Genomic DNA, 23,908 nt, shown 5'->3' on the forward strand with positions numbered 1-23,908 from the left:
GCTCAGGCCGGCAGCAGCAGGGTGGCCGCCGCCTGCGCGGCGATGCCCTCGCCACGGCCGGTGAAGCCCAGCCGCTCGGTGGTGGTGGCCTTCACCGAGACCCGCGTCACCGGGATGCCCATCAGCTCCGCCAGCCGGGCGCGCATCGCCTCGGCATGCGGGCCGATCTTCGGCCGCTCGCAGATCAGCGTCACATCCGTATGGGTGATGATGCCGCCGCGCGCGGCCACCCGCCCGGCGGCGTGGCGCAGGAAGCGGGCGCTGTCGGCATCCTTCCACTCCGCCTCGCTGGGCGGGAAGTGGCGGCCGATATCGCCCTCGGCCAGGGCGCCATAGATCGCGTCGCACAGCGCGTGCAGGCCGACATCGGCGTCGGAATGCCCGTCCAGCCCCAGCGAGTGCGGGATGGTCAGGCCGCAGAGCACCAGCGGGCGGCCTTCCACCAGGCGGTGGACGTCGAAGCCGGTGCCCATGGCGGGCAGGTAGCGCGGCAGCAGGGCGGCCTCGGCGCGGGGCAGGTCTTCCGGGTAGGTCACTTTGAGATTGGTCTCCGAACCGGGCAGCAGGGCGACGGGCAGGCCGGCCGCTTCCAGCAGGGCGGCGTCGTCGGTGGCCTCTTGCCCGGCGGCGCGGTGCGCGTCCAGCAGCGGGCCGAAGCGGAAGGCCTGCGGGGTCTGCGCGCGGTAGAGGTTTTCGCGCGGGACGGTCTTCTGGATGGCGCCGTCACGGCCGAGCTTCAGCGTGTCGCTGACCGGCTGGGCCGGGATGGCGCCGGGATGGGTCTCCAGCGCGGCCAGCAGCGCCAGGATGGTGCCGCGCGGCAGGATCGGGCGGGCGCCGTCATGGACGAGCACCAGGACAGGGGGCTCGGCCAGGGCGGCCAGCGCCTCGAGGCCGGCGCGGACGCTGGCCTGGCGGGTGGCGCCGCCCTCGATGGCGGGCAGGCAGGGCAGGCCGGCCAGGATGTCCTCGACGGTGGCCGCCTCGCCGGCCGGCACCACGGGCAGCAGGAAATCCACGGCGCCGTCGGCCAGCAGCGCCTCGGCGGCATGGCGCAGCACGGGGCGGCCGAGCAGCGGCAGGTATTGCTTGGGCCGGTCGGCGCCGAAGCGCTGGCCACGGCCGGCGGCCATCAGGAGGGCGATCACGGGCATGGCGCGAGCCTATCCGCGACCGGCCGCCGGCAACAGGGGGGCAGCCGCCCCGCGCCGCGCGCGGGCCGGCCGTGCCGCAAGCCTGGGCGGTTGCGCATGGACGCGACCGGCGTCAGCGACTAGATTGCCCAAATCATGAGCACCGACCCCAGCACCCCCACGGCACTCCGCCAGGCCGCGCCGCGGCTGCGGCCGATCATGGTGGGGCCGATCCGCATCGACGCCCCGGTCATCCTGGCGCCGATGTCGGGCGTCTCCGACCTGCCCTTCCGCCGCCTCTGCCGCTCGCTGCAGGCGCCTATGGTGGTCAGCGAGATGATCGCCAGCCAGGCCATGGTGCGGGAGAACCGCCAGACCAGGAAGATGGCCGAGGTCGACGGCTTCGGCGGCCCGACCAGCGTGCAGCTGGCCGGCTGCGACCCCACAGTGATGGCTGAGGCGGCGAAGCTGGTGGTCGACCAGGGCGCCGCCATCGTCGACATCAATTTCGGCTGCCCGGTGAAGAAGGTGGCGATCGGCCAGCAGGCCGGCAGCGCGCTGATGCGCGACGAGATCGGCGCCGCCCGCATCCTGGAAGCGGTGGTCAAGGCGGTCCCGGTGCCGGTGACGCTGAAGATGCGCATGGGCTGGGACCACAGCAGCCTGAACGCGCCGCGGCTGTCGAAGATCGCCGAGGAATGCGGCATCAAGCTGATCACCGTGCATGGCCGCACCCGGCAGATGCTCTATACCGGCACCGCCGACTGGGCCTTCGTCGCCAAGGTGAAGGCGGCGATCGGCCTGCCGGTGATCGTCAACGGCGACATCCTGACGCCCGAGCACGCCGCCGAGGCGCTGCGGCAATCGGGCGCCGATGGCGTGATGATCGGCCGTGGCTGCTATGGCCGGCCCTGGCTGCTGGCCCGCACCGCCGCCTATCTCACCACCGGCGAGGAGCTGCCGGAGCCGGACCTGGCCACCCACTACAAGGTGCTGCTCGAACACTACCACTCGATGCTGGAGCATCACGGGCTGCACCCGGGCGTCCGCCTGGCCCGCAAGCACCTGGCCTGGTATTCCAAGGGCCTGCCCGGCTCGGCCGAGTTCCGCGTCGCGGTCAACCGGGCCGAGACGCCGGAGGCGGCGCTGGCCCTGCTCGCCGAATTCTACCTGCCGCTGATCGAGCAGGGGGTCGAGGCGGTGCGCGATTCCTACCGCGAGGCCGGCGAGGCCGACGGGGACCAGCTGGCGGCATGAACAATCCTGTCGCCTCGCGTCGGCCGATGCGCGGCCTGGAGGGCAGCCCGGCCCTGCCGGATGCGGTCACGCTGATGGCCGCGCTGCCGGTGCCGGTGGTGCTGCTGGATGCCGGCAACCGCTTCCGCTTCGCCAACCCGGCCGCCGAGCAGTTCTTCCAGCTCTCCTCGGCCAATCTGGCGCAGATGGGGCTGGGCGAGCTGATCCCGTCGGACAGCCGGCTCTTCGCCCTGGTCGACCAGGTGCGCACGCTGGACGCGCCGGTTTCCGACCATGACCTGACGCTCGACAGCCCGCGGCTGCACCGCACCGGCGTCACCGTGCATGGCGCGCCGTTGCCGGAACTGTCGGGCGCCGTGCTGCTGTCGCTGCAGGACGGCAGCAAGGCCCAGAAGCTGGACCGCCAGCTGAACTTCCGCGGCGCCGCCCGCGGCGCCTCGGCCATGGCGGCGATGCTGGCGCATGAGGTGAAGAACCCGCTTTCGGGCATCCGCGGCGCGGCGCAGCTGCTGGAGCAATCGGCCAGCGAGGAGGATCGGGAGCTCTGCACCCTGATCCAGGACGAGGCCGACCGCATCCGCAACCTGGTCGAGCGCTTCGAGATGTTCTCCGAGCGCCCGGTCGAGCGCGCCCCGGTCAATATCCACGAGGTGCTGGACCATGTCCGCCGCATCGCCGCGCGCGGCTTCGCCAGCCATCTGCGCATCGTCGAGGATTACGACCCCTCGCTGCCGCCGGTCTATGCCAACCGCGACCTGCTGGTGCAGATCCTGCTGAACCTGGTGAAGAACGCCGCCGAGGCGGTCGACCCCCAGGCCGGCGAGATCCATCTCTCGACCGCCTATCATCATGGGGTGCGCATCGCGGTGCCCGGCTCGCGCGAGCGGGTGCACCTGCCGCTGCAGGTCAGCGTGCGCGACAACGGCCCCGGCATCCCGGAGGAGGTCGCCTCGACCATCTGGGAACCCTTCGTCACCACCAAGCGCGGCGGCCAGGGCCTGGGCCTGGCGCTGGTGGCCAAGCTGGTCGCCGATCAGGGCTCGCTGATCGAATGCGACACCCGTCCCGGCCGGACGGTGTTCCGCCTGTCCCTGCCGATGCCGCCCGCCGACACCTCCGCCCCGCGCAAGACACGAGACGAATGACCGAGACCCGCACCATCCTCGTGGCCGATGACGATCGGGCCATCCGCACCGTGCTGTCCCAGGCGCTGGGGCGCGCCGGCTACACGGTGCGCGCCACCTCTTCCGCCGCCACGCTCTGGCGCTGGGTGGAGGAGGGCATCGGCGACCTGGTGATCACCGACGTGATCATGCCGGATGAGAACGGCCTGGACCTGGTGCCGCGCATCAAGCGGGTGCGGCCGGAGCTGCGCGTCGTCGTCATGTCGGCGCAGTCGACCTTCATGACCGCGGTGAAGGCGGCGCAGCGCGGCGCCTTCGAATACATGCCCAAGCCCTTCGACCTGAAGGAGCTGCTGGCCGTCGTCGCCCGCGCGCTGACCGCGCCGGCCGTGGCGGTCCCGCAGGAGGATGAGGGCGAGACCGAGCGCCTGCCGCTGATCGGCCGCTCGCCGGCGATGCAGGAGATCTACCGCACCGTCGCGCGGCTGACGACGACCGACCTCACCGTGATGATCACCGGCGAGAGCGGCACCGGCAAGGAGCTGGTCAGCCGCGCGCTGCATGATTACGGCCGCCGCCGCACCGGGCCGTTCGTCGCCATCAACATGGCCGCCATCCCGCGCGAGCTGATCGAGAGCGAGCTGTTCGGCCATGAGCGCGGCGCCTTCACCGGCGCGCTGTCGCGCGGCGTCGGCCGCTTCGAGCAGGCGGCCGGTGGCACGCTGTTCCTCGACGAGATCGGCGACATGCCGCCCGAGGCGCAGACCCGGCTGCTGCGCGTGCTGCAGGAGGGCGAGTTCACCACCGTCGGCGGCCGCAACCCGATCAAGGCCAATGTCCGCATCGTCGCCGCGACGCATCGCGACCTGCGCCAGGCGATCCGCCAGGGCATGTTCCGCGAGGACCTTTTCTATCGTCTGAACGTGGTGCCGATCCGGCTGCCGCCGCTGCGCGAGCGGGCCGAGGACATTCCGCTGCTGGCGCGCCACTTCCTGGATCGTGCCAAGGCCGCGGGCCTGCCAGGCAAGCAGCTCGACCAGGGCGCCGTTGACCGGCTGCGGCAGCATTCCTGGCCGGGCAATGCGCGCGAGCTGGAGAACCTGATGCGGCGGCTGGCCGCCCTCTACCCGCAGGAGGTGATCGGCGGCGACGCGGTGGCCACCGAGCTGGCCGAGGCCGAGCCGGTGGCCGAGATGGAGGCGCGCGCTTCGGAGACGCTGGAGCAGGCGGTGGAGCGCCACCTCTCCAGCTTCGTCGCCGCGCAGAAGGACGGGCTGCCGGTGCGCGACCTCTATGAGCGCGTGCTGGCCGAGGTCGAGCGGCCGCTGCTGCGGCTGGCGCTGGCCGCCACCCGCGGCAACCAGATCAAGGCCGCCGCCATGCTCGGGCTGAACCGCAACACGCTGCGCAAGAAGATCCGGGAGCTGGACCTGCCGGTGGTGCGCGGCCTGTCGTGAGTCGGGAGGCCGCCGACAGCGGCGAAGGCCGCGCCGCCGCGCGCCGCTCCCCGGGGCGGCGCCTGCTCGACCTGCTGCTGGGCCGGGCGATGACCCTGTCGCTGGCGATCGGTGCCCTGCTGCTGGGCATCGGCACCTTCACCCTGCTCTCCGGCGGCAGCCCCTTCGGCCCGACCAAGCCCGGGCAGGTGGTGGCCATGGTGCTGGTCAACGCCACCTTCCTGCTGCTGCTGCTGGTCTCGCTGACGGCGCGGCTGGTGCGCGTCTGGGCCGAGCGCCGTCGCGGCTCGGCCGGCTCCCGCCTGCATGTCCGGCTGGTCATGCTGTTCAGCGTGGTCGCCGTGGTGCCGGCGCTGCTGGTCGCCGTCTTCGCCGCCGTCTTCTTCAACCTGGGCATCCAGGCCTGGTTCAGCGACCGCGTGCGCGACACGCTGGAAGCCAGCCTGGTCGCCTCGCGCGCCTATCTGGACGAGCATCGCAACACCATCCGCGCCGATGCCCTGGCCATGGCCGCCGACCTGAACCGCGCCGGCCGGCTGCTGGACGAGAACCAGTATGCCTTCGCCCAGATCCTGGCGACGCATACCGCGCTGCGCGGCCTGACCGATTCCGTGGTCTTCGAGCCGGTGCTGAACCGCGTCGTCAGCCATGCCGGGCTGACCACCACCACGGTGCTCGACCCGCTGCCGGCCTGGGCCACCGAGCTCGCCCGCAATGGCGAGGTCGCCGTGCTGCCCGGCGAGTCGGAGGAGGGCAGGGTGCGCGCGCTGGTCGAGCTCGATATCGGCCAGGGCTTGATGCTGCTGATCGGCCGTCCGGTCGATCCCGGCGTGATTGAGCACATGCGCCGCACCGAGCTGGCCTTCCAGCAGTATGACGAGCTGGACCGCAACCGTTCCGGCCTGCAGATCACCTTCGCCATGATCTTCGCCATCGCCGCCCTGCTGGTGCTGATGGCGGCCGTGCTGATCGGCCTGGTCATCGCCAACCAGATCGCGCGGCCGCTGTCGCGGCTGATCGTCGCCGCCGAGCGGGTGCGCAGCGGCGACCTCTCGGTCCGCGTCACCGAGGGCGGGGCGGAGGACGAGGTCGGCACCCTGAGCCGCGCCTTCAACCGCATGACCAACCAGCTGGCCGCCCAGCGCAGCGAGCTGATGGAGGCCTATCGCCAGATCGACGAGCGCCGCCGCTTCACCGAGACGGTGCTGTCCGGCGTCTCCGCCGGTGTCATCGGCCTGGATGCCGCGGCGCGCATCAACCTGCCCAACCGATCGGCCAGCGAGCTGCTCGGGCTCGAGCTGGAGGCCGAGCTCGGCCGGCCGCTGGCCGAGGTGGCGCCCGAATTCGCGCCGCTGCTGGAGCAGGCGCTGGCCCAGCCGGAGCGCACCCGAACTGCCGAGATCCGCATCGGCCCGGCCAGCGAGCGGCGCAGCCTGCTGGCGCAGATCGGCGCCGAGCTGCAGCGCGGCCAGGTGGTCGGCTTCGTCATCACCTTCGACGACATCACCGAGCTGCTCTCGGCGCAGCGCAAGGCGGCCTGGGCCGATGTGGCCCGCCGCATCGCGCACGAGATCAAGAACCCGCTGACGCCGATCCAGCTCTCGGCCGAGCGGCTGAAGCGGCGCTATCTGAAGCAGATCACCAACGACCCCGAGACCTTCGTTGCGTGCACCGACACCATCGTCCGCCAGGTCGGCGATATCGGCCGCATGGTGGACGAGTTCTCGGCCTTCGCCCGCATGCCGCAGCCGGTGATCCGCCCGGAGCCGATCGACCAGGTGGCGCGCGAGGCGCTGATCCTGCAGCAGAACGCGCATCACGACATCGGCTTCGCCACCCGCATCCCCGAGGCCGCGCCGCGCATCCCCTGCGACCGCCGGCTGATCGGCCAGGCGCTGACCAATCTGCTGGCCAATGCCGCCGATGCCGTCGCCATGCGGGTCCAGGCCGAGGCGGGCGAGGGGGTCGAGCACCCTGAGCCCGGCCATATCACCCTGGCCGTCGAGGAGGCCGAGGACTGGGTCACGCTGGTGGTCGAGGACAATGGCATCGGCCTGCCGCAGGGCGAGGAGCGGGAGCGCCTCACAGAACCGTATGTGACGCACAAGCCGAAAGGGACCGGCCTTGGTCTTGCCATCGTGAAGAAGATCATGGAGGACCACGGGGGCAGGCTGTTGCTGACCGAGCGGGAAGCGGCCGATGGTCATCCGGTGCGCGGCACCCGCGCGGCCCTGGTGCTGCCACGGCGCAGCGCCGCGCCCGGCCCGAATGCGGGCGCGAGCAATTCAAGCCCCAATCCGGGGGCGGACTTGACTGGAAGAACGGAGATGCAGCGGCATGGCGCATGATATCCTGATCGTCGACGACGAACCGGACATCCGCGCGCTGATCGAGGGCATCCTCTCGGATGAAGGCTACGACACCCGCGTCGCGCAGAATTCCGACACGGCGCTGACCGCCTTCCGCGCGCGCCGGCCCAGCCTCGTCATCCTCGACATCTGGCTGCAGAATTCCCGCCTCGATGGCCTCGGCATCCTCGAGGCGATGCAGCGCGACGACGCCTCGGTCCCCGTCGTGATGATCTCCGGCCACGGCACCATCGAGACGGCGGTCCAGGCCATCCAGCAGGGCGCCTACGACTTCATCGAGAAGCCCTTCAAGTCCGACCGCCTGCTGCTGATCGCCGAGCGCGCGCTGGAGGCCGCCCGCCTCAAGCGCGAGGTCAGCGAGCTGAAGCTGCGCGCTGGCGCCGAGACGGAGCTGCTCGGCGCCTCCCCCCAGATCGCCCAGCTCCGCGGCGCCATCGAGCGGGTGGCGCCGACCGGTTCCCGCGTGCTGATCGCCGGCCCCGCCGGGGCCGGCAAGGAAGTGGCGGCGCGCATGATCCATGCGAAGTCGCGCCGCGCCGGCGAGCCCTTCGTCGCGCTGAACTGCGCCACGCTGAACCCGGCCCGCTTCGAGGAGGAGCTGTTCGGCGTCGAGGCCGGCGGCGACGCCCAGGCCGCGCCGCGCCGCGCCGGCGTGCTGGAACGCGCCCATGGCGGCACCCTGCTGCTCGACGAGGTGGCCGACATGCCGCTGGAGACCCAGGGCAAGATCGTCCGCGCGCTGCAGGAACAGGGCTTCGAGCGGGTCGGCGGCGCCACCCGCGTCAAGGTCGATGTCCGCGTCATCGCCACCACCAACCGCGACCTCGCCGCCGAGATCGCCGGCGGCCGCTTCCGCGAGGACCTTTTCTACCGCCTGGCCGTGGTGCCGCTGCGCGTCCCCGCGCTGCGCGAGCGCCGCGAGGACGTCCCCGTGCTCGCCCGCCACTTCATGGCCCGCTCGGCCGAGACCTCCGGCGTGCCGGCGCGCGAGCTGTCGGAAGACGTGCTCGCCGCCATGCAGGCCTATGACTGGCCGGGCAATGTCCGCCAGCTGCGCAACCTGGTCGACTGGCTGCTGATCATGGCGCCGGGCGGGGCAGGGGAGCCGATCCGGCCGGAGATGCTGCCGCCGGAAGTCGGCTCCGCGGCGCCGGCCGCGCTGAAGCTCGACCGGTCGAGCGAGATCATGACCCTGCCGCTGCGCGAGGCGCGTGAGCTGTTCGAGCGGCAGTATCTCGAGGCGCAGCTGCTGCGCTTCGGCGGCAATATCAGCCGCACCGCCAATTTCGTCGGCATGGAACGCTCGGCACTGCACCGCAAGCTGAAGTTCCTGGGCGTCCAGGCCGAGGACAAGGCCGCGCCGGCATAAAGAGAAGCAAGGCTGGGGGAAGGTATTCCCCCAGACCCCCATCTATTTCTGTCGATGGGGCCATTGCCGCGGCAGCGCTTCGGGGCGAACCTGCCGCCCAGTCACCACCAGCACGAGAGACCAGGGCATGTCCCGCATCGCCTATGTGAACGGCCGCTATGTCCCGCAGCGCGACGCCAGCGTGAACGTCGAAGACCGCGGCTACCAGTTCGGCGATGGCATCTACGAGGTGGTCCACCTCTACAACGGCCGCTTCATCGACGAGGACCGCCACCTCGACCGGCTCGAGCGCTCGCTGCGCGAAATCCGCCTGCCGATGCCGCTGACCCGCGCCGCCCTGTCCACCGTGCTGCAGGAAGTCGCCCGCCGCAACCGCGTCACCGAGGGCCTGCTCTACATGCAGGTGACCCGTGGCGTCGCCCGCCGCGACCATCCGTTCCCCGCCAAGCCCGTGCCGCCAGCGCTGGTCATCACCGTCAAGCGCATCCCGGCCTATCCGGCGAGCATCGAGAACTGGGGCGGCGCCGCCATCACCCTGCCCGACCAGCGCTGGGCCCGCCGCGACATCAAGAGCGTCAACCTGCTGCCCAACGTCCTGGCCCGCCAGGCCGCGCGCGAGCAGGGCGCCATCGAGGCCATCCTCTACGAGGAGGCCACCGGCACCATCACCGAGGGCGCGGCCACCAGCTTCTGGATCGTCGACGCCGCGGGCGCCATCCGCACCCGCGCCCTGTCGCACGCCATCCTGCCGGGCTGCACCCGCGGCGCGCTGATGGCCGAGCTCAAGGAAGCCGGCATCGCCTGGGACGAGCGCGACTTCACCCTCGACGACCTGAAGCAGGCGCGCGAGGCCTTCATCACCTCGGCCACTTCCTTCGTGAAGCCGATCCTGAAGATCGACGGCACCCCCGTCGGCGACGGCAGGCCCGGCCCGGTCACCCGCCAGCTCTTCGACATCTTCGCCCGCCATGTGAAGGGCCCGGCCCGGAACGCGGCGTGAGCCAGGCCCTGCTGCCCCGCCCGACCGCCCTCCTCTGGGACTGGGACAACACCCTGGTCGATGCCTGGGCCGGCGTGCAGGCGGGGATGAACGCGGCGCTGCGCGGCTTCGGCCTGCCCGAGTGGAGCCTGGAAGAAGTCCGCGCCCGCGCCCGCCTGTCGCTGAAGGACGCCTTCCCGGCGATCTTCGGCGCGGAGTGGGAGCGCGCCCGCACCCTGTTCTATGCCGAGGTCCGCGCCCGCCATCTCGAGGTGCTGAAGCTGATGCCCGGCACGATGGAAGCGCTGGACGCCGCGCGCGCCTGGCCGCTGGCGGTCGTCTCCAACAAGCAGGGCGGCATCCTGCGGGCGGAGGCCGCGCATCTCGGCTGGAGCGGGCGTTTCGGCGCGCTGGTCGGGGCAGGGGATGCGACCGCCGACAAGCCGGCCGCCGATCCGGTGCTGCTGGCGCTGCAGAAGCTCGGCATCGCCCCGGGGCCCGGGGTCTGGTTCGTCGGCGACACCGGGGTCGACATGCAGGCCGCCCGCGCCGCCGGCTGCAGCGCAGTGCTTCTCGGCGATGCAGCGCATGACGGGGGCGCGGCATCCCTGGCGCCGGATGCGGCATTTGCAGACGGCCATGCGCTGGCAGCCTGCCTGGACGGCCTTGCCAAGACCCCCCCGCCTGCGTGATCTTGCGGGCGAACCGGCGGGCAGCCCCGCACGCCGGGGCGAAGCCCTGCCCGCTGCCCGGATCACGGTCCGTGCGGCATCAGAATGCTGGCTCGCCAAGAAAAAGAAGGACCGAGCCTGATGGCCGCCGAGAAGTCCCAGAACGTGCAGGACGTGTTCCTGAACCACGTTCGCAAAAGCAAAACTCCTGTGACCATCTTTCTGGTCAATGGTGTCAAGCTGCAGGGTATCATTACCTGGTTTGACAACTTCTCCGTCCTGCTTCGCCGGGACGGCCACACCCAGCTGGTCTACAAGCACGCCATCAGCACCGTCATGCCGGGCGCGCCGATCATGCTGTTCGATGCCGCCGCCGCCGGCGCCGGTGCCGCCCCCGCCCAAGGCGCTGCCCAGGGCACCGGCACGGTGCAGGTGACCCGTGAAGGCACCATGACACTGCAACGCGAGGTCAATCCTGTCGGCTCCTCCGACTGACAATGGCGCCGCCGGCGGCAAGCCCATGCTTGCCGCCGTGCTGCTGCCGCATGAACGCCCCCAGCGCCCTGCCGGCGCCGAGGGGGTCCTGGTCTTCCCCGAATCCCGCGCCGCCAACCGGGCGGCCGAGGCGCGTCTGGCCGAGGCCGTCGGGCTCACCGCCTCGATCGGCCTGACCATCGTCCACAGCGCCGTCTTCCCGCTGCGCGCCCGGCGCCCCAGCACGCTGCTGGGCGAAGGCCAGGTCGAGGCCGCGCATCAGGCGATCGAGGAGCACCAGGTCGGCGTCGTCGTCGTCGACGCGGCGCTCACGCCGGTCCAGCAGCGCAACCTGGAACGCGCCTGGGGCTGCAAGGTCATCGACCGCACCGGCCTGATCCTGGAGATCTTCGGCGAGCGCGCCCGCACCAAGGAAGGCGCGCTGCAGGTCGAGCTGGCGCATCTGGAATACCAGCGCACCCGCCTCGTCCGGTCCTGGACCCATCTTGAGCGCCAGCGCGGTGGCTTCGGCTTCCTCGGCGGCCCCGGTGAATCGCAGATCGAGATCGACCGCCGCCTGATCGGCGAGCGCATCGTCAAGCTGAAGCGCGAGCTGGAGCAGGTGCGCCGCACCCGTGGCCTGCACCGCGCCGCCCGCACCCGCGTGCCATTCCCGGTGGTGGCGCTGGTCGGCTACACCAATGCCGGCAAGTCGACGCTGTTCAATGCGCTGACCGGCGCTGGCGTCTATGCGCAGGACCAGCTTTTCGCAACGCTCGACCCGACCATGCGGGCGATCAAGCTGCCGAGCGGCCGCACGGTGATCCTGTCCGACACGGTGGGCTTCATCAGCGACCTGCCGACCCAGCTGATCGAGGCCTTCCGCGCCACGCTGGAAGAGGTCGCCGCCGCCGACATCATCCTGCATGTCCGCGACGTCGCCCATCCCGACACTACCAGCCAGCGCAACGACGTCATCGAGGTGCTGAGCGAAATGGCCGAGGGCCCCGACCCGGCGCTGGACGAGAACTGGCCCTCCCGCACCATCGAGGTGCTGAACAAGGCCGACCTGCTGGGCGGCGTCTCCGGCGTTCCCGGCGGTGACCATGCTGGCTCGGTGGCCGTCTCGGCGCTGACGGGCGAGGGGCTGGACCCGCTGCGCGCCGCGCTCGATGCCCGGCTGGCCGCCGGCATGGAGACGGCCGAGTACCGCCTGCCGCCCAGTGACGGCGCGCGCATCGCCTGGCTCTACCAGCATGGCGAGGTGCTGACCCGCGAGGATGGCGAGGAGACGATCCACCTGACGGTGCGCCTGTCGCCTGCCGACCGCGCCCGCTTCGAGCAACCTGGCTGATCGGATCCCGATGCGCTTCACCACGACCGAGGCGAGCGCGCTCGCCGAGACCCTCCGCGACGCCGCGCGGAGCGAAATCCTGCCGCGCTTCCGCCGCCTGACCCCCGGTGCCATCCGCGCCAAGTCCGGCCCGCTGGACCTGGTGACCGACGCCGACGAGGCCGCCGAGCGCCAGATCACCGCCGCCCTGCAGGCCCGCTACCCGGGCTGCCTGGTGGTCGGCGAGGAGGCCACGGCCGCCGACCCGTCGCTGCTGGGCAAGCTGGCCTCGGCGGACCTCGCCTTCGTCGTCGACCCGGTCGACGGCACCGCCAACTTCGCCGCCGGCGTGCCGCTGTTCGGCTGCATGGCCGCGGCGGTGGTGAAGGGCGAGGTGGTAGCCGCCTGGATCCACGACCCGATGGGCGACGACACCGCCATCGCGCTGCGCGGCGAAGGTGCCTGGATCGAGGCCCCCGACGGCCACCGCCACGACCTGAAGGTCGCGGCCCCGGCGCCGCTGAACAAGATGATCGGCGCCGTCTCCTGGACCTGGATGACCGAGCCGGTCCGCAGCCAGATCGCCGCCCGCCTGCCGCGCCTGGCCGGCGGCGTGCAGTTCCGCTGCGCCGCGCATGAATACCGCCTGATCGCCTCCGGCGGCGCGCATCTGGTGGTCTACAACCGCCTGATGCCCTGGGACCACCTGCCGGGCTGGCTGCTCCATCGCGAGGCCGGCGGCTACAGCGCCCGCTTCGACGGCAGCGAATACCGGCCCGAGCATACCGGCGGCGGGCTGATCGCGGCGCCGGATAAGGCATCCTGGGTGGAGATCAGGGAAGCGTTGCTGGAAGGGCTTTGAAGAAAAGACACGGGTAGGCCAGGGGAATGAATTCCCCTGGACCCCTTCTTATTTTTGTCTGATTGCCATGTCCACGTGACGCAGTCCGTGAAACAGCCCGACCACAGCACGACCTTTAATCAAGCGCCATAGAATAGAAAGAAGATGGTCGCAAACCTGTAGGTTTGGGTAGAGGAATTCATTTCCCCAACCTTCTTATTTATTCTTTTCCTCTTTCTTTACTTCCTGCCACGCATCTTCCATCCGCTGCAGCCCTGCATCGGCCAATGATAAGCCCGAGGACGCCAAGCGGCTCTCGACCGCCGTGAAGCGCCGCTCGAACTTGGCATTGGCGCCGCGCAGGCAGTCTTCCGGGTCCAGGTCCAGCTTGCGCGCCAGATTGGCCAGCACGAAGAGCATGTCGCCCAGCTCATCGGCCATGCGGGCGCGGTCGGCGGCGGGCAGCTCGGCCTTCAGCTCGGCCACTTCCTCGTCCAGCTTGTCCAGCACCGAGGCGGCGTCGGGCCAGTCGAAGCCGACGCGGGCGGCACGGCGGGTCAGCTTCTGGGCGCGGGTGAGGGCGGGCAGGGCGGTCGGAATGCCGGCCAGGGCGCCGGTCTCGGCACGGGCCTGGCGCTCGGCCTGCTTCTGCTTCTCCCAGGCGTCGTTCTGGGCGGCAACGTCGCGGGCGGCCGCATCGCCGAAGACATGCGGATGCCGGCGGATCATCTTGTCGGCGATACCGCGGGCGACCTGGGCGAAGCCGAAGGCGCCATCCTCGCTGGCCATCTGGGCGTGGTAGACCACCTGGAACAGCAGGTCGCCGAGCTCGTCCTGCAGCGCCGGCATGTCCTGGCGGGTGATGGCGTCGGCGACCTCGTAGGCTTCCTCGATGGTATAGGGCGCGATGGTCGCGAAGCTCTGCTCGCGGTCCCAGGGGCAGCCATCGGGCGCGCGCAGGCGGGCCATGATCTCCAGCAGCCGGGCGAGCTCGGCCTCGGGGGAAATCGGGGGCTGGGGGGTGTCGGCCATGGGGCAATCCTAGCGGCGATCCGGACGCTTCCCAGGGGTGCGTCCAAAAGACGTATAAGGAAGATTATGTAAAAGAAGCGATGTCCAGGACGAGGCCGTCATGCGCCGCCTCGATGCCTCGCGGCAGGTTCGCCTGCAGCCAGGCCCAGTCCAGATCATGGCCCATATGGGTCAGCACGGTCCGGCGCGGCTTCAGCCGCTCGACCCATTGCAGCACCAGGTCGAGATTGGCGTGGACCGAATGCGGCTTGCGCTGAAAGCAGCCGACGATCCAGGTGTCGAGCCCTTCGAGCTGCGCCAGGCTTTCCTCGGGCATGACGACCACGTCGGTCGAGTAAGCAAAGTGGCCAATGCGCAGGCCCAGCGTGTCCATGACCTTGTGGTCCTGGCGGAACAGCTGCACCGGGAAGCCGGCGATCTCCAGCCTCTCCCCCGGGCTGACGGGCTGCGGCGTCAGCGCCGGGCGATAGAAGACCGGCGGCGTCGGCGGCCGGAAGATATAGTCGAAGCGCGCCTTGAGCTCGGCCAGCGTGGTGTCCGTGGCATAGACCGGGATGGCCTCGCCGATGGCGCGGTTCAGCGGGCGGAACTCGTCGAGGCCCATGATGTGGTCGGCATGGCCATGGGTGACCAGCAGCGCATCGACCCGGGCGATGTGGTTGTCCAGCAGCTGGCGGCGCAGGTCGGGACCGGCATCGACCAGCAGCCGGCGGCCATCCCCGGCCTCGATCAGGATCGAGGAGCGCAGCCGGGCGTTGCGCGGCTCCGCCGGGTCGCAGGCGCCCCAGTCGCCGCCGGCATCGGCCCCGCCCAGCTGCGGCACACCGGCAGAGCCGCCGCAGCCGAGGATGGTAACTTTCAAATTCAAGGCCTTAAGAAGACTTCTTGAACAGCCGGAAGAAGTTCTCCGTGGTGATGTCGGCCATGGCCTCGGCCGTCACGCCATGGACTTCTGCCAGCACCCGCGCCGTGTGCGGGACATAGGAAGGTTCGTTGCGCTTGCCGCGATAAGGCGCTGGCGCCAGGTAGGGCGAGTCCGTCTCCACCAGCAGCCGGTCCCGTGGCATGTCGCGGGCGATGTCGCGGATCTCCTGCGACTTCGGGAAGGTCAGGATGCCGGAGAAGGACAGGTAGCCGCCCATCTTTACTGCATCTTCAGCGAGTTGCCGGCCGGAGCTGAAGCAGTGCAGCAGGAAGGGGAAAGGACCCCCCTGCTCCGCCTCATCCTTCAGGATACCGGCGATATCGGCATCGGCATCGCGAGCATGCACCACCAGCGGCAGGCCGGTCTCGCGCGCCGCGCGGATGTGGCGGCGGAAGCCTTCCTGCTGCACCTCGCGCGGGGCCTTGTCGTAGAAATAGTCCAGCCCGCTTTCGCCGATGCCGATGATGCGCGGATGGTCGGCGGCGGCGACGATGGCCGAAACCTCCGGCACCGCTTCCTCGCCGGCATTCTGCGGGTGCACGCCGACCGTGCCCCAGACCTCGGGGAAGCGCTCGGCGATGGCCTTCACCGCCTCGGCCTGGGCCATGCGGACGCCGATGGTGACCATGCGGCCGACCCCGGCCTCGGCGGCGCGCGCCAGGATCTGGCCGATCTCCTCATCCGAGAAGTAGTCGAGATGGCAGTGGCTATCGACCAGCATCAGGCGGGCTCGTCCACGATCTTCTGGAACAGCGGGCTGGGCGGCGGCAGCGCGGTGCCATCCGGCAGCAGCGTCGCCAGCGCCGGGACGGTGCGGGCATCCTCCGGCACCGCCAGCTGGTCCAGCATGCGGCCCATGGTCTCGGGCATGAAGGGCAGCAGGACGGTGGCCAAGCCGCGCAGCGCGGTGTGCAGGTGGCGCAGCACGGTCGCCATCCGCTCCAGGTCGGTCTTCTTCAGCGACCAGGGCTTCTGGGCGTCAATCCAGCTGTTGCCGAGACGGGTGACCACCCAGACGCGCTCCAGCGCCTCGTGGAAGGCCTGGCGGTCCAGCGCCTCGCCGACCTGGGCCGGCAGCGCGGCCACGGCGTCGAGCAGCTCGGCATCCGAGGCGTCCGGCTTGACCACGCCGGGCAGCCTGCCCTCGCAGTTCTTCTGGATCAGCGACAGGCTGCGCTGCGCCAGATTGCCTAGGTCATTGGCCAGCTCGCTGTTCAGCCGGCCCATCAGCGCGCGGCGGCTGAAATCGCCGTCATTGCCGAAGGGCACCTCGCGCAGCAGGAAGAAGCGCACCGGGTCCAGGCCGAACTCGTCGATCAGCGCCAGCGGGTCGATGACATTGCCCAGCGACTTGGAGATCTTCTGGCCTTCATTGGTCCACCAGCCATGCGCGAAGACGCGGGCCGGCGTCGGCAGGCCGGCGGCCATCAGGAAGGCCGGCCAGTAGATGGCGTGGAACCGCAGGATATCCTTGCCGACGAAATGCACATCGGCCGGCCAGAACGACCAGTTTGCTGCAGATTCATCGGGATAGCCGAGCGCCGTGATGTAGTTCGTCAGCGCATCCAGCCAGACATACATCACATGCGCTTCGTCGCCCGGCACCTTCACACCCCACTTGAAGGAGGTGCGCGAGATCGACAGGTCGGTCAGCCCGCTTTTCACGAAGCTGATCACCTCGTTGCGGCGGGTCGCCGGGGCGATGAAGTCGGGGTTGGCGTCGTAGAAGGCCAGCAGGCGCTCGGCCCAGTTGGACAGGCGGAAGAAGTAGGAGGGCTCCCTCACCCACTCCACCGGCGCGCCGGTCGGCGCGAATTTCTGGCCGTTCTTCTCGGTGATCTCGTCGGGGCCGTAGAAGGCCTCGTCGCGCACCGCGTACCAGCCCTCGTAATGGCCAAGATAGATCTCGCCACGCTCTTCCAGCCGCTTCCACAGCGCGGCGCAGGCCAGCTTGTGGCGCTCTTCCGTCGTGCGGATGAAGGCGTCGTTGGAGAAGTTCATGCGCGCCGCGAGGTCGCGGAAAGCCTGGCTGACCGTGTCGGTGAAGTCCTGGGGGGCCATGCCGCGGGTCTCGGCCGCCTTCTCGACCTTCTGGCCGTGCTCGTCGGTGCCGGTCAGGAAGAAGACCTGCAGCCCCTCCATCCGCTTCCACCGCGCCAGCACATCGGCCGCCAGCGAGGTATAGGCGTGGCCGATATGCGGCTTGTCGTTCACGTAGTAGATGGGCGTCGTCAGGTAGAAGCGCCGCTCGGTCGTCATGGTCCAGGTCCTCAGCGCGAGGCCAGCTGCGAGAGACCGCTCAGCACCGCCTGCTTGCGGTCGAGATTCAACAATTCGGTCTCATCGGCCAGGCGGCCCAGGGTGTCCCACAGTGCCGCCCAGTCGGCAAGCGGGCGGGCGCGGATGAAGTCGGGCGCCGGCCCGCCGCGCCCGGCGCTGCGGATGGCATCCCCCAGAGCGCCGCGCAGCAGCTCCATGAAGGTGACGAAGGCGCTGCCGTCGCGCTTGGCCGCCAGCGCATCGGCGAGCTCGTGCAGCCCGCGCGGATCGGGGCGCGGCAGGGTGGCGAGAAACCGCTCGACCCGCTGCTGCAGGGCGACGCCATCGCCCTCGGCGAGCTGCAGGGCGCGGCCCGGGGCGCCGCCGGCGATGCGGGCCAGCAGGGCGCGGCTCTCCTCCGGCAGCTCGGGCAGCCATTCGGCCAGCAGGCGCTGCATCAGCGGCTCGGCCAAGGGAAACAGGTCGATGCGGCGGCAGCGGCTGCGGATGGTGGGCAGCAGCCGGTCCGGCGCCGCCGTGGTCAGCAGCAGCAGGGCGCGGGCCGGCGGCTCCTCCAGCGTCTTCAGCAGGGCGTTCTGCGCCTCAGGGTTCATCGCCTCGACCTGCTCGACGACGATGATGCGCCAGCCGCCCTCGGCCGCGGTCAGGCCGAGGAAGCGCGGCACCTGCCGCACCTCGTCGACCCGGATCATCAGCTTGACGCCCTTCTCCCCGGCATTCGGCGCGATCGAGCGGAGGTCGGCGTGCCCCCCAGCAGCGATGCGGCGGAAGACGGGGTCGGTCGGCGGGACATAGAGAGGCGAATCACCCGCCGGTCGGTCGGCCAGCAGCCAACGGGCGAAGCGATAGGCCAGCGTCGCCTTGCCCACCCCGCGCGGACCCGCCAGCAGCCAGGCATGGTGCAGCCGCCCGGCGCTGGCGGCCTCGGCCAGGCTGGCGGCGGCATGGTCATGGCCGAACAGCGCCGGATTGGCGCGCGGTTCCGGGGGCATCATGCGTCGATCGCCTGGGGCATGTCCGGCAGCCGGGCGAGCAGCGCGGCGACGGCGGCCTCGGCCAGCGGCGCTGGCGGCTGCCGGGCGTCGAGCAGGGCACAGCGCGCCGGATCGGCCTCGGCGATGCCGCGGAAAGCGGCGTGGACGCGGGCATGGAAGGCAGCGCCCAGCCGCTCGAAGCGGTCGGGCGCGCCGCGCTGCAGGGCGCGCGCCATGCCCTGCTCGGGCGGCAGGTCCAGCACCAGGGTCGCATCCGGGCGAAATTCTCCGAGCGCGACACCAATCAGCCCTTGAAAAACACTCTCCGGCAGGCCGTGGCCGTGGCACTGATAGGCCAGGGTAGAGTCGGAAAAACGGTCGCAGATCACCCAGATGCCGGCGTCCAGCGCCGGCAGGATGGTCCTGGCCAGGTGCTCGCGGCGGGCGGCGAACATCAGCAGCGCCTCGGCCACCGGGTCCCAGGCGACCGGGCCCTGCAGCATCAGCCCGCGCAGGATCTCGGCGCCGGGGGCACCGCCCGGCTCGCGGGTGCGCAGCACCGGCAGGCCGAGGCCCGCCAGCCGCGCCGCCAGCGTCCGGGCCAGGGTGGTCTTGCCGGCCCCTTCCCCGCCCTCCAGCGTGATGAAGCGCCCTTTGCTTTGGCCCGCCACCTCAGCCCGAGACCATGCGGGCGATCACCGCCGGGATGCGCGGGATCAGCCCGAGCTTCGGCACATCGGCCCCGGCATAGAGCGGCAGCACCATCGGCGGCACGCCCTGGCCGGAGACGTCGAGCTGGCCGACCTCCTGCCCCTTGGCGATCGGCGCCGGCAGCGGGCCGTTGTAGCGCAGCTTGACCGTCAGGTTGCGGCGCCACTGCCTGGGCAGGGTCAGCACCAGGTCGCGGCCGCCGACCAGCGGCACGGTGGCCTGCTCGCCCAGATAGACCGGCGCCGCCTCCACCGTGTCGGCGGCGCGGAACAGCACGACGTTTTCGAACTCGCGGAAGCCCCATTCCAGCAGGCGCTCCGCCTCCTCGCCGCGCTGGCGCATCGAGTTCAGCCCATTCACCACCAGGATCAGCCGGCGGTCGCCGCGCTTGACCGTGCCGATCAGCCCGTAGCCGGCCTCCTCGGTATGGCCGGTCTTCAGCCCGTCGGCGCCGGGGACGCGGCCCAGCAGCGGGTTGCGGTTCTCCTGGCTGATGCCGTTCCACTGGAACGAACGCTCGCTGTAGATCGGGAAGTACTGCGGGAAGTCGTTGATCAGATGCGCCGCCAGGATGCCCAGGTCGCGCGCCGTCATGCGGTGCTCGGGGTCGGGCCAGCCGCTGGAATTGCGGAAGCTGCTGTCCTTCAGGCCGAGCCGCTTGCCGTATTCGTTCATCAGCTCGGCGAATTGCTGCTCGCTGCCACTGATCGCCTCGGCCAGCACGATGCAGGCGTCGTTGCCGGAATGGATGATGACGCCGCGGGTCAGGTTCTCGACCGAGACGGTGCTGTTCAGCTCGACGAACATCTTCGAGCCGCCCATGCGCCAGGCCCGCTCGCTGACCGGCAGCTGCTGGTCCATGCGCAGCCGGCCCTGCTTCAGCATGTCGAAGACGATGTACATCGTCATGATCTTGGTCATCGACGAGGGCGTCATCCGCTCGTCGGCGTTCTTCTCCAGCAGCACGGCATTGGTGTCGGCATCGATCAGCACCGCCTGACGCGCGGCGGTGTCGAGCGGGCCGAGCGGCGTGCTGGCCGGGCTGGTCGGGATGGCAGGGGTGGCGGCACGGGCCGGGCGGCGCTGCTGCGCCACGGCGGGGGCGGCCAGGGCGCCGGCGGCCAGCACCGCGGCGGCACCGCCCAGCAGGGTACGGCGAAGCGGCATCGCGGAAATCTCCTAAAGACTGAAGCTAATAATCGACCAGCAGACGGGCCTCGGATACGCCGGAGCGGCGGGCGAGCTCAAGCGCTCTATCCGCCTCGGCGACCGAAGCAAAGGGTCCGAGCCGCACCCGGTACTCCGGCCGGCGCGGCGGACCGAAGGGCTCGACCCGGGCGCCGCCCATGCGCGCCGCCTGGCGCTGCGCATCGGTGCGGCTGGTGAAATTGCTGCCCTGGACGAACAGACGGCCAGGGCGGGCGACGCCCTGGACCAGCTCTTCCGGCAGGCGCAGCGGCACGCTCTGCCGCGCCGCCTCGACCGGGCCTGCGGCGACCGCAGGGCCGCTGCGCGCCTGGCGCACGCGGCTGGCCGCCTGGGCGCCGGGCGGCGGCGCCAGGCTCTCGCTCTCCACCACGCCGCGCGGGGCGGTGGCCACGGCGAGGGAGACGGCCTCCGGCTGCGGCATCGCCGCGGCCAGCGCCCGCGACGCCTCGCTGTCGACGCTGAGCGAGACCTGGGCGACGCCGGCGATGCCCAGCAGCTCGGCGGCGCGGCGCGACAGCGCCAGCACCCGTCCGGGCTGCGCCGGGCCGCGGTCGTTGACGCGGATCCGCAGTTCCCGCCCGTTCTCCAGGTTGGTGACGCGCAGGATGGCGGGCAGCTGCAGGGTGCGGTGCGCCGCGGTCAGCAGCCCGGGATCATAGGTCTCGCCATTGGCGGTGACGCGGCCGCCGCGCGGATCGGCGATGACGGTGGCGAGCCCGGCCTCGGTGAGGGAGAAATCCTCGCGCGGGTAGGACCAGCTGCCACCCATCTCATAGGGCGCGCCGACGGTGTAGCGCGCGGCGGTCGGCGCCGGCGGTGCGGCCTGCCGGGTGCAGCCGACCACCGCCAGCGGCAGCAGCAGGACCGGAAGATAGCGCGAGAAGGACATGGTTCAGGCCACCCTGTCGGACAGCAGCCCGATCACCAGCGCATAGAAGTCGGAAGGGTTGTAACGGCGGATCGCGTGGAAATTGGGATAGACCGCGAAGGCCTGGCCGCCCGGCCCGCCGGGCAGCAGGATCGAGGTCTCCAGATCCTCTGGCGGCAGGGCGCTGCCATCCGCCGCCGTCACCCCGGCCTGCGCCCAGTCGCGCAGCGGCCGGCGGGTGGCGCGGCCGGCGAGGCCGGCATCGAAGCCCTCGGGCAGCAGCACCGTGCGGCCCCAGCGCGCGGCCTCCGGCCGGTCACCGGCGGTCCAGCCATTCTGCGCCATGTAGTTGGCGATCGAGCCCAGCGCATCGGCCCGGCTGTCCCAGATGTCGCGCCGGCCGTCGCCATCGGCGTCGACCGCCCAGCGCTCGAAGCTGGTCGGCATGAATTGCGGCTGGCCCATGGCGCCGGCATGGCTGCCGCGCATCCGCTCCGGCGCCACGTCGCCGGCGGCCAGGATGCGCAGCGCCGCCATCAGCTCGGCGCGGAAGAAGGCACTGCGCCGGCCGTCCCAGGCCAGCGTCGCCAGCGCCTCGATGGTGGAGAAATTGCCGGTGAAGCCGCCATAGCTGGTTTCCAGCCCCCAGATGGCGACGATGATGCGCGGCGGCACCGGGAAGCGGCCGGCCAGGCTGTCCAGCAGGGCGCGGTTGTCGGCGAAGGCCTGGCGGCCGCGGTCGATGCGCGCCTGGTTGATGCGGCCCGCGCGATACTGGTCCCAGCTCAGAGTGAACTCGGCCTGGCGGCGGTCGAGCTCCAGCACCCGCTGGTTCGGCTTCAGCCCGGCCAGCACCCGGCGCAGCAGCGCGTCGGGAATGCCGGCGGCCCGCGCTTCCGCCGCCGCCTCGGCCAGGAAGGCCTCGAAGTCCTGGGTGGCGGCGCGGGCCGGCGCGCCGGCCAGGCCCAGCAGCGCGGCGGGCGCGAGTCGGCTCAGCAGAGGGCGGCGCGGCAGCATCGGCGCAGAGGTGCCACGAGCGGCACCTCGGCTGCAACCTTGGCAGTCGTGCTGCCGGCCCGGTTCCTTAGAAACGAAAAGAAACGCTGAGCGAGCCGAAGCTCTGCACGCCGCGCTGGCCGTAGAACTCCTCCGAGCGCCAAATCTGCGTATAGGCGAAGCGCATGCCCTGCCAGAGCACCGCGACACCGGCCTGCAGGTCGCCGACCAGCACGCGCTTGTCGACGCTGCGGCTGTCGCGCCAGGTGTTGCCGTCCAGCGTGATGTCGCGGGCGACGCCACGGCCGTCGAGGCCGGCGAAGACATACCAGCCGAAATCCTGCCGCGGCTGGATCCAGGAGGAGCCGGCCAGCGCCGGGCGGATGCGCGGCGGGCCGAAATCGGCGTCCAGCCCCTGGCCGAAGCGCAGCAGCCCGCCGATGCCGGCATAGGTCTGCACATTGCCCAGGCTGAGCGTCGCCGAGGGGATGGCCTCGAAGCCGATGGCACCGATCTCGGCCAGCGGCAGCCGCCACTTGCGCTCGATGATGGCGGTCAGCGCCGGCTCGTCCTTCAGCTGGGTCTTCCAGCCATTGACCTGATCGACGCCGATCAGCTCGTGGTAGTTGTTCTGGATGAACTCGCCGAGCGCCGAGGGGCCGACCACGCCCGCCTGCAGCTCGAACTGCGTCGAGGTGAATTCCGAGGTCCGGCTGAGCGACAGCGCGCCATAGAGATAGGCGGCATAGGGCCGGTCGTTCAGCCGCGGGTTGGTGGTGAAGGTGTCCTCGGCGGTGTACATGCTCTGGCCCAGCGCCGCGCCCCAGCGCAGCGTGCCCGGCCCCATCACCCAGTCCAGCCGGTCGTTCAGCCAGGAGAGCGGCCCGGGCAGGTCCGCCGAGGGCGAGCGCCAGGCGAACTGGAAGCCGTTGGTGTAGTAGCGGTCGCTGCCGCCGAACATGTCGTTCTCGATCGAGAAGGTGAAGGTGCCATAGGGATCGGCCGGCGGCGCCTGGTCCCCCGGCACCGGGCTGGTCAGCGGCGCGATCACATCGGGGCTGGCGCCCAGCGGCAGGCCGCTCGGCGAGGTGGTCTGGGCCGCGGCCGCACCGGGCAGCGCGACGCTGGCGGCCAGCAGCAACGACGGCAGAAAGGCGGTGGATCGACGCATGACTCGGACCTTCAAGGGGCGGCGCAAGCGCTAACGCCACCATATTCATCGCGGTTTCACGCAGGAATGCGGCGACCCGATGGGCGCCTCTCTAGCCGTTCGGGGGCGCCGGAGCCAGCATCTTGGGGCCGCCGGCCATGCGCCGCGCGCCCTGCCCGCCTGCTGCGGCCCGGCAGCGCCTTGTTCATTTTATGTTCTGGAGCTAGCCTCGCGCGACCGATTGCCCGTTGAGAGGTTTGCCCATGGCCGCCCGCCGAAGCACCGCTGCCCCTTCCGCGCCTGACGGCCTGGCCGCCGGCGTGCCGGCGCTGCGCCGGCTGGCCGAACTGGCGCACAAGCCGGTGCCGCCGGACCGCATCCGCCGCGAGGTCGAGGGCATGGTCCGGCAATGGCTGGACGGCGCCGGCGAGGGCGAGCGCATCGCGCTGCGCGAGCGGATCTCCGACATGCATGCCGAACTGGCCGCCGGGGTCGAGGCGGCGCAGGAGCAGGTGGACGATCTGGAGCGGGACGATCTGGCGGGCCGCCGCCATGCCACCAGCGCCATGCTGGCGCTGCAGGCGGCGCGCGACGCCCTGGCCGCCGCGCAGAACGGGCTCTGACGCGCGGCGCCGCGGCCGCCCTGCGCCCGCCCGCCTGAAAGCGGCGGCGGGTGTCTCGACGGAACCCGATCGGCGGGCTATCGAACACCGGGCGCAAATCCGCGGCCGGCCGCGAGGCCGAGGCAGGATGCTG

22 protein-coding genes are annotated in these 23,908 nt (G+C 71.1%); 11 read left to right on the top strand and 11 right to left on the bottom strand.

Annotated features, from left to right (window positions below):
- Positions 1–2: 2 nt before the first annotated feature.
- Positions 3–1,154, bottom strand: a complete 1,152-nt coding sequence (ispD, locus tag WFI16_RS06760; RefSeq protein WP_419897015.1) for a 2-C-methyl-D-erythritol 4-phosphate cytidylyltransferase — start codon at positions 1,152–1,154, stop codon at positions 3–5.
- 135 nt (positions 1,155–1,289) lie between these two features.
- Here ispD and dusB point away from each other — a divergent pair, with 135 nt between their 5' ends.
- From dusB to WFI16_RS06810, 10 genes are all read left to right on the top strand, one after another.
- Positions 1,290–2,390: a tRNA dihydrouridine synthase DusB gene (gene dusB / locus WFI16_RS06765; RefSeq protein ID WP_419897016.1), complete on the top strand. Its 1,101-nt coding sequence runs from the start codon at positions 1,290–1,292 to the stop codon at positions 2,388–2,390.
- The gene (locus WFI16_RS06770; RefSeq protein WP_419897017.1) at positions 2,387–3,535 is read left to right on the top strand and encodes a two-component system sensor histidine kinase NtrB; all 1,149 of its coding nucleotides are present in this window, start codon (positions 2,387–2,389) and stop codon (positions 3,533–3,535) included. Before dusB ends, WFI16_RS06770 begins: the two co-directional genes overlap by 4 nt.
- The gene (gene ntrC / locus WFI16_RS06775) at positions 3,532–4,971 is read left to right on the top strand and encodes a nitrogen regulation protein NR(I) (protein WP_419897018.1); all 1,440 of its coding nucleotides are present in this window, start codon (positions 3,532–3,534) and stop codon (positions 4,969–4,971) included. The genes WFI16_RS06770 and ntrC overlap by 4 nt, the downstream gene beginning before the upstream one ends.
- Positions 4,972–5,060: 89 nt before the next feature.
- Positions 5,061–7,319 (top strand): ATP-binding protein, encoded by a 2,259-nt coding sequence (locus WFI16_RS06780; protein ID WP_442970654.1) that lies wholly within the window; start codon positions 5,061–5,063, stop codon positions 7,317–7,319.
- Positions 7,309–8,709, top strand: coding sequence for a nitrogen assimilation response regulator NtrX (gene ntrX / locus WFI16_RS06785; protein WP_419897020.1), 1,401 nt, complete (start codon positions 7,309–7,311; stop codon positions 8,707–8,709). The genes WFI16_RS06780 and ntrX overlap by 11 nt, the downstream gene beginning before the upstream one ends.
- A 127-nt stretch (positions 8,710–8,836) precedes the next feature.
- Positions 8,837–9,709, top strand: coding sequence for a D-amino-acid transaminase (locus WFI16_RS06790; protein ID WP_419897021.1), 873 nt, complete (start codon positions 8,837–8,839; stop codon positions 9,707–9,709).
- Positions 9,706–10,380 (top strand): HAD family hydrolase, encoded by a 675-nt coding sequence (locus WFI16_RS06795; RefSeq protein WP_419897022.1) that lies wholly within the window; start codon positions 9,706–9,708, stop codon positions 10,378–10,380. Before WFI16_RS06790 ends, WFI16_RS06795 begins: the two co-directional genes overlap by 4 nt.
- Before the next feature lie 120 nt (positions 10,381–10,500).
- Complete coding sequence (gene hfq, locus WFI16_RS06800; RefSeq protein WP_076957949.1) at positions 10,501–10,854, top strand: RNA chaperone Hfq; 354 nt, start codon at positions 10,501–10,503, stop codon at positions 10,852–10,854.
- Between the two features lie 25 nt (positions 10,855–10,879).
- Complete coding sequence (hflX, locus tag WFI16_RS06805) at positions 10,880–12,187, top strand: GTPase HflX (protein ID WP_419897023.1); 1,308 nt, start codon at positions 10,880–10,882, stop codon at positions 12,185–12,187.
- 10 nt (positions 12,188–12,197) lie between these two features.
- Positions 12,198–13,028 (top strand): inositol monophosphatase family protein, encoded by an 831-nt coding sequence (locus tag WFI16_RS06810; RefSeq protein WP_419897024.1) that lies wholly within the window; start codon positions 12,198–12,200, stop codon positions 13,026–13,028.
- A 195-nt stretch (positions 13,029–13,223) separates the two neighbouring features.
- Here WFI16_RS06810 and mazG read toward each other — a convergent pair whose 3' ends face one another.
- The 10 genes from mazG to WFI16_RS06860 form a co-directional block, all read right to left on the bottom strand.
- Entirely contained in the window at positions 13,224–14,039 is an 816-nt protein-coding gene (gene mazG / locus WFI16_RS06815) for a nucleoside triphosphate pyrophosphohydrolase (RefSeq protein ID WP_419897025.1), read from the bottom strand.
- 64 nt (positions 14,040–14,103) lie between these two features.
- Complete coding sequence (locus WFI16_RS06820) at positions 14,104–14,901, bottom strand: MBL fold metallo-hydrolase (protein ID WP_419897159.1); 798 nt, start codon at positions 14,899–14,901, stop codon at positions 14,104–14,106.
- A gap of 10 nt (positions 14,902–14,911) precedes the next feature.
- Positions 14,912–15,685 (bottom strand): TatD family hydrolase, encoded by a 774-nt coding sequence (locus WFI16_RS06825; RefSeq protein ID WP_419897026.1) that lies wholly within the window; start codon positions 15,683–15,685, stop codon positions 14,912–14,914.
- Positions 15,685–17,223 (bottom strand): methionine--tRNA ligase, encoded by a 1,539-nt coding sequence (gene metG, locus WFI16_RS06830; protein ID WP_419897027.1) that lies wholly within the window; start codon positions 17,221–17,223, stop codon positions 15,685–15,687. Before metG ends, WFI16_RS06825 begins: the two co-directional genes overlap by 1 nt.
- Before the next feature lie 11 nt (positions 17,224–17,234).
- Complete coding sequence (locus tag WFI16_RS06835) at positions 17,235–18,239, bottom strand: DNA polymerase III subunit delta' (protein WP_419897028.1); 1,005 nt, start codon at positions 18,237–18,239, stop codon at positions 17,235–17,237.
- Positions 18,236–18,889 carry a dTMP kinase gene (gene tmk / locus WFI16_RS06840; protein ID WP_419897029.1) on the bottom strand — a complete coding sequence of 218 codons (654 nt, stop codon included), beginning with the start codon at positions 18,887–18,889 and terminating at the stop codon, positions 18,236–18,238. The genes WFI16_RS06835 and tmk overlap by 4 nt, the downstream gene beginning before the upstream one ends.
- A gap of 1 nt (position 18,890) precedes the next feature.
- Positions 18,891–20,096, bottom strand: a complete 1,206-nt coding sequence (locus tag WFI16_RS06845) for a D-alanyl-D-alanine carboxypeptidase family protein (protein ID WP_419897030.1) — start codon at positions 20,094–20,096, stop codon at positions 18,891–18,893.
- Between the two features lie 25 nt (positions 20,097–20,121).
- Positions 20,122–21,027 carry a septal ring lytic transglycosylase RlpA family protein gene (locus tag WFI16_RS06850; protein WP_419897031.1) on the bottom strand — a complete coding sequence of 302 codons (906 nt, stop codon included), beginning with the start codon at positions 21,025–21,027 and terminating at the stop codon, positions 20,122–20,124.
- 3 nt (positions 21,028–21,030) lie between these two features.
- Positions 21,031–22,023, bottom strand: coding sequence for a lytic murein transglycosylase (locus tag WFI16_RS06855; RefSeq protein ID WP_419897032.1), 993 nt, complete (start codon positions 22,021–22,023; stop codon positions 21,031–21,033).
- A gap of 67 nt (positions 22,024–22,090) precedes the next feature.
- The gene (locus tag WFI16_RS06860) at positions 22,091–23,173 is read right to left on the bottom strand and encodes a lipid A deacylase LpxR family protein (RefSeq protein ID WP_419897033.1); all 1,083 of its coding nucleotides are present in this window, start codon (positions 23,171–23,173) and stop codon (positions 22,091–22,093) included.
- Positions 23,174–23,415: 242 nt separating this feature from the next.
- Between WFI16_RS06860 and WFI16_RS06865 the strand changes: the two genes are divergently transcribed.
- On the top strand, positions 23,416–23,775 hold the full coding sequence (locus WFI16_RS06865) for a hypothetical protein (protein WP_419897034.1): 360 nt from the start codon (positions 23,416–23,418) through the stop codon (positions 23,773–23,775).
- Positions 23,776–23,908: the final 133 nt, after the last annotated feature.

Origin of the sequence: Roseomonas sp. USHLN139 (assembly GCF_037145735.1) — a bacterium.
GTDB lineage: Bacteria > Pseudomonadota > Alphaproteobacteria > Acetobacterales > Acetobacteraceae > Pseudoroseomonas.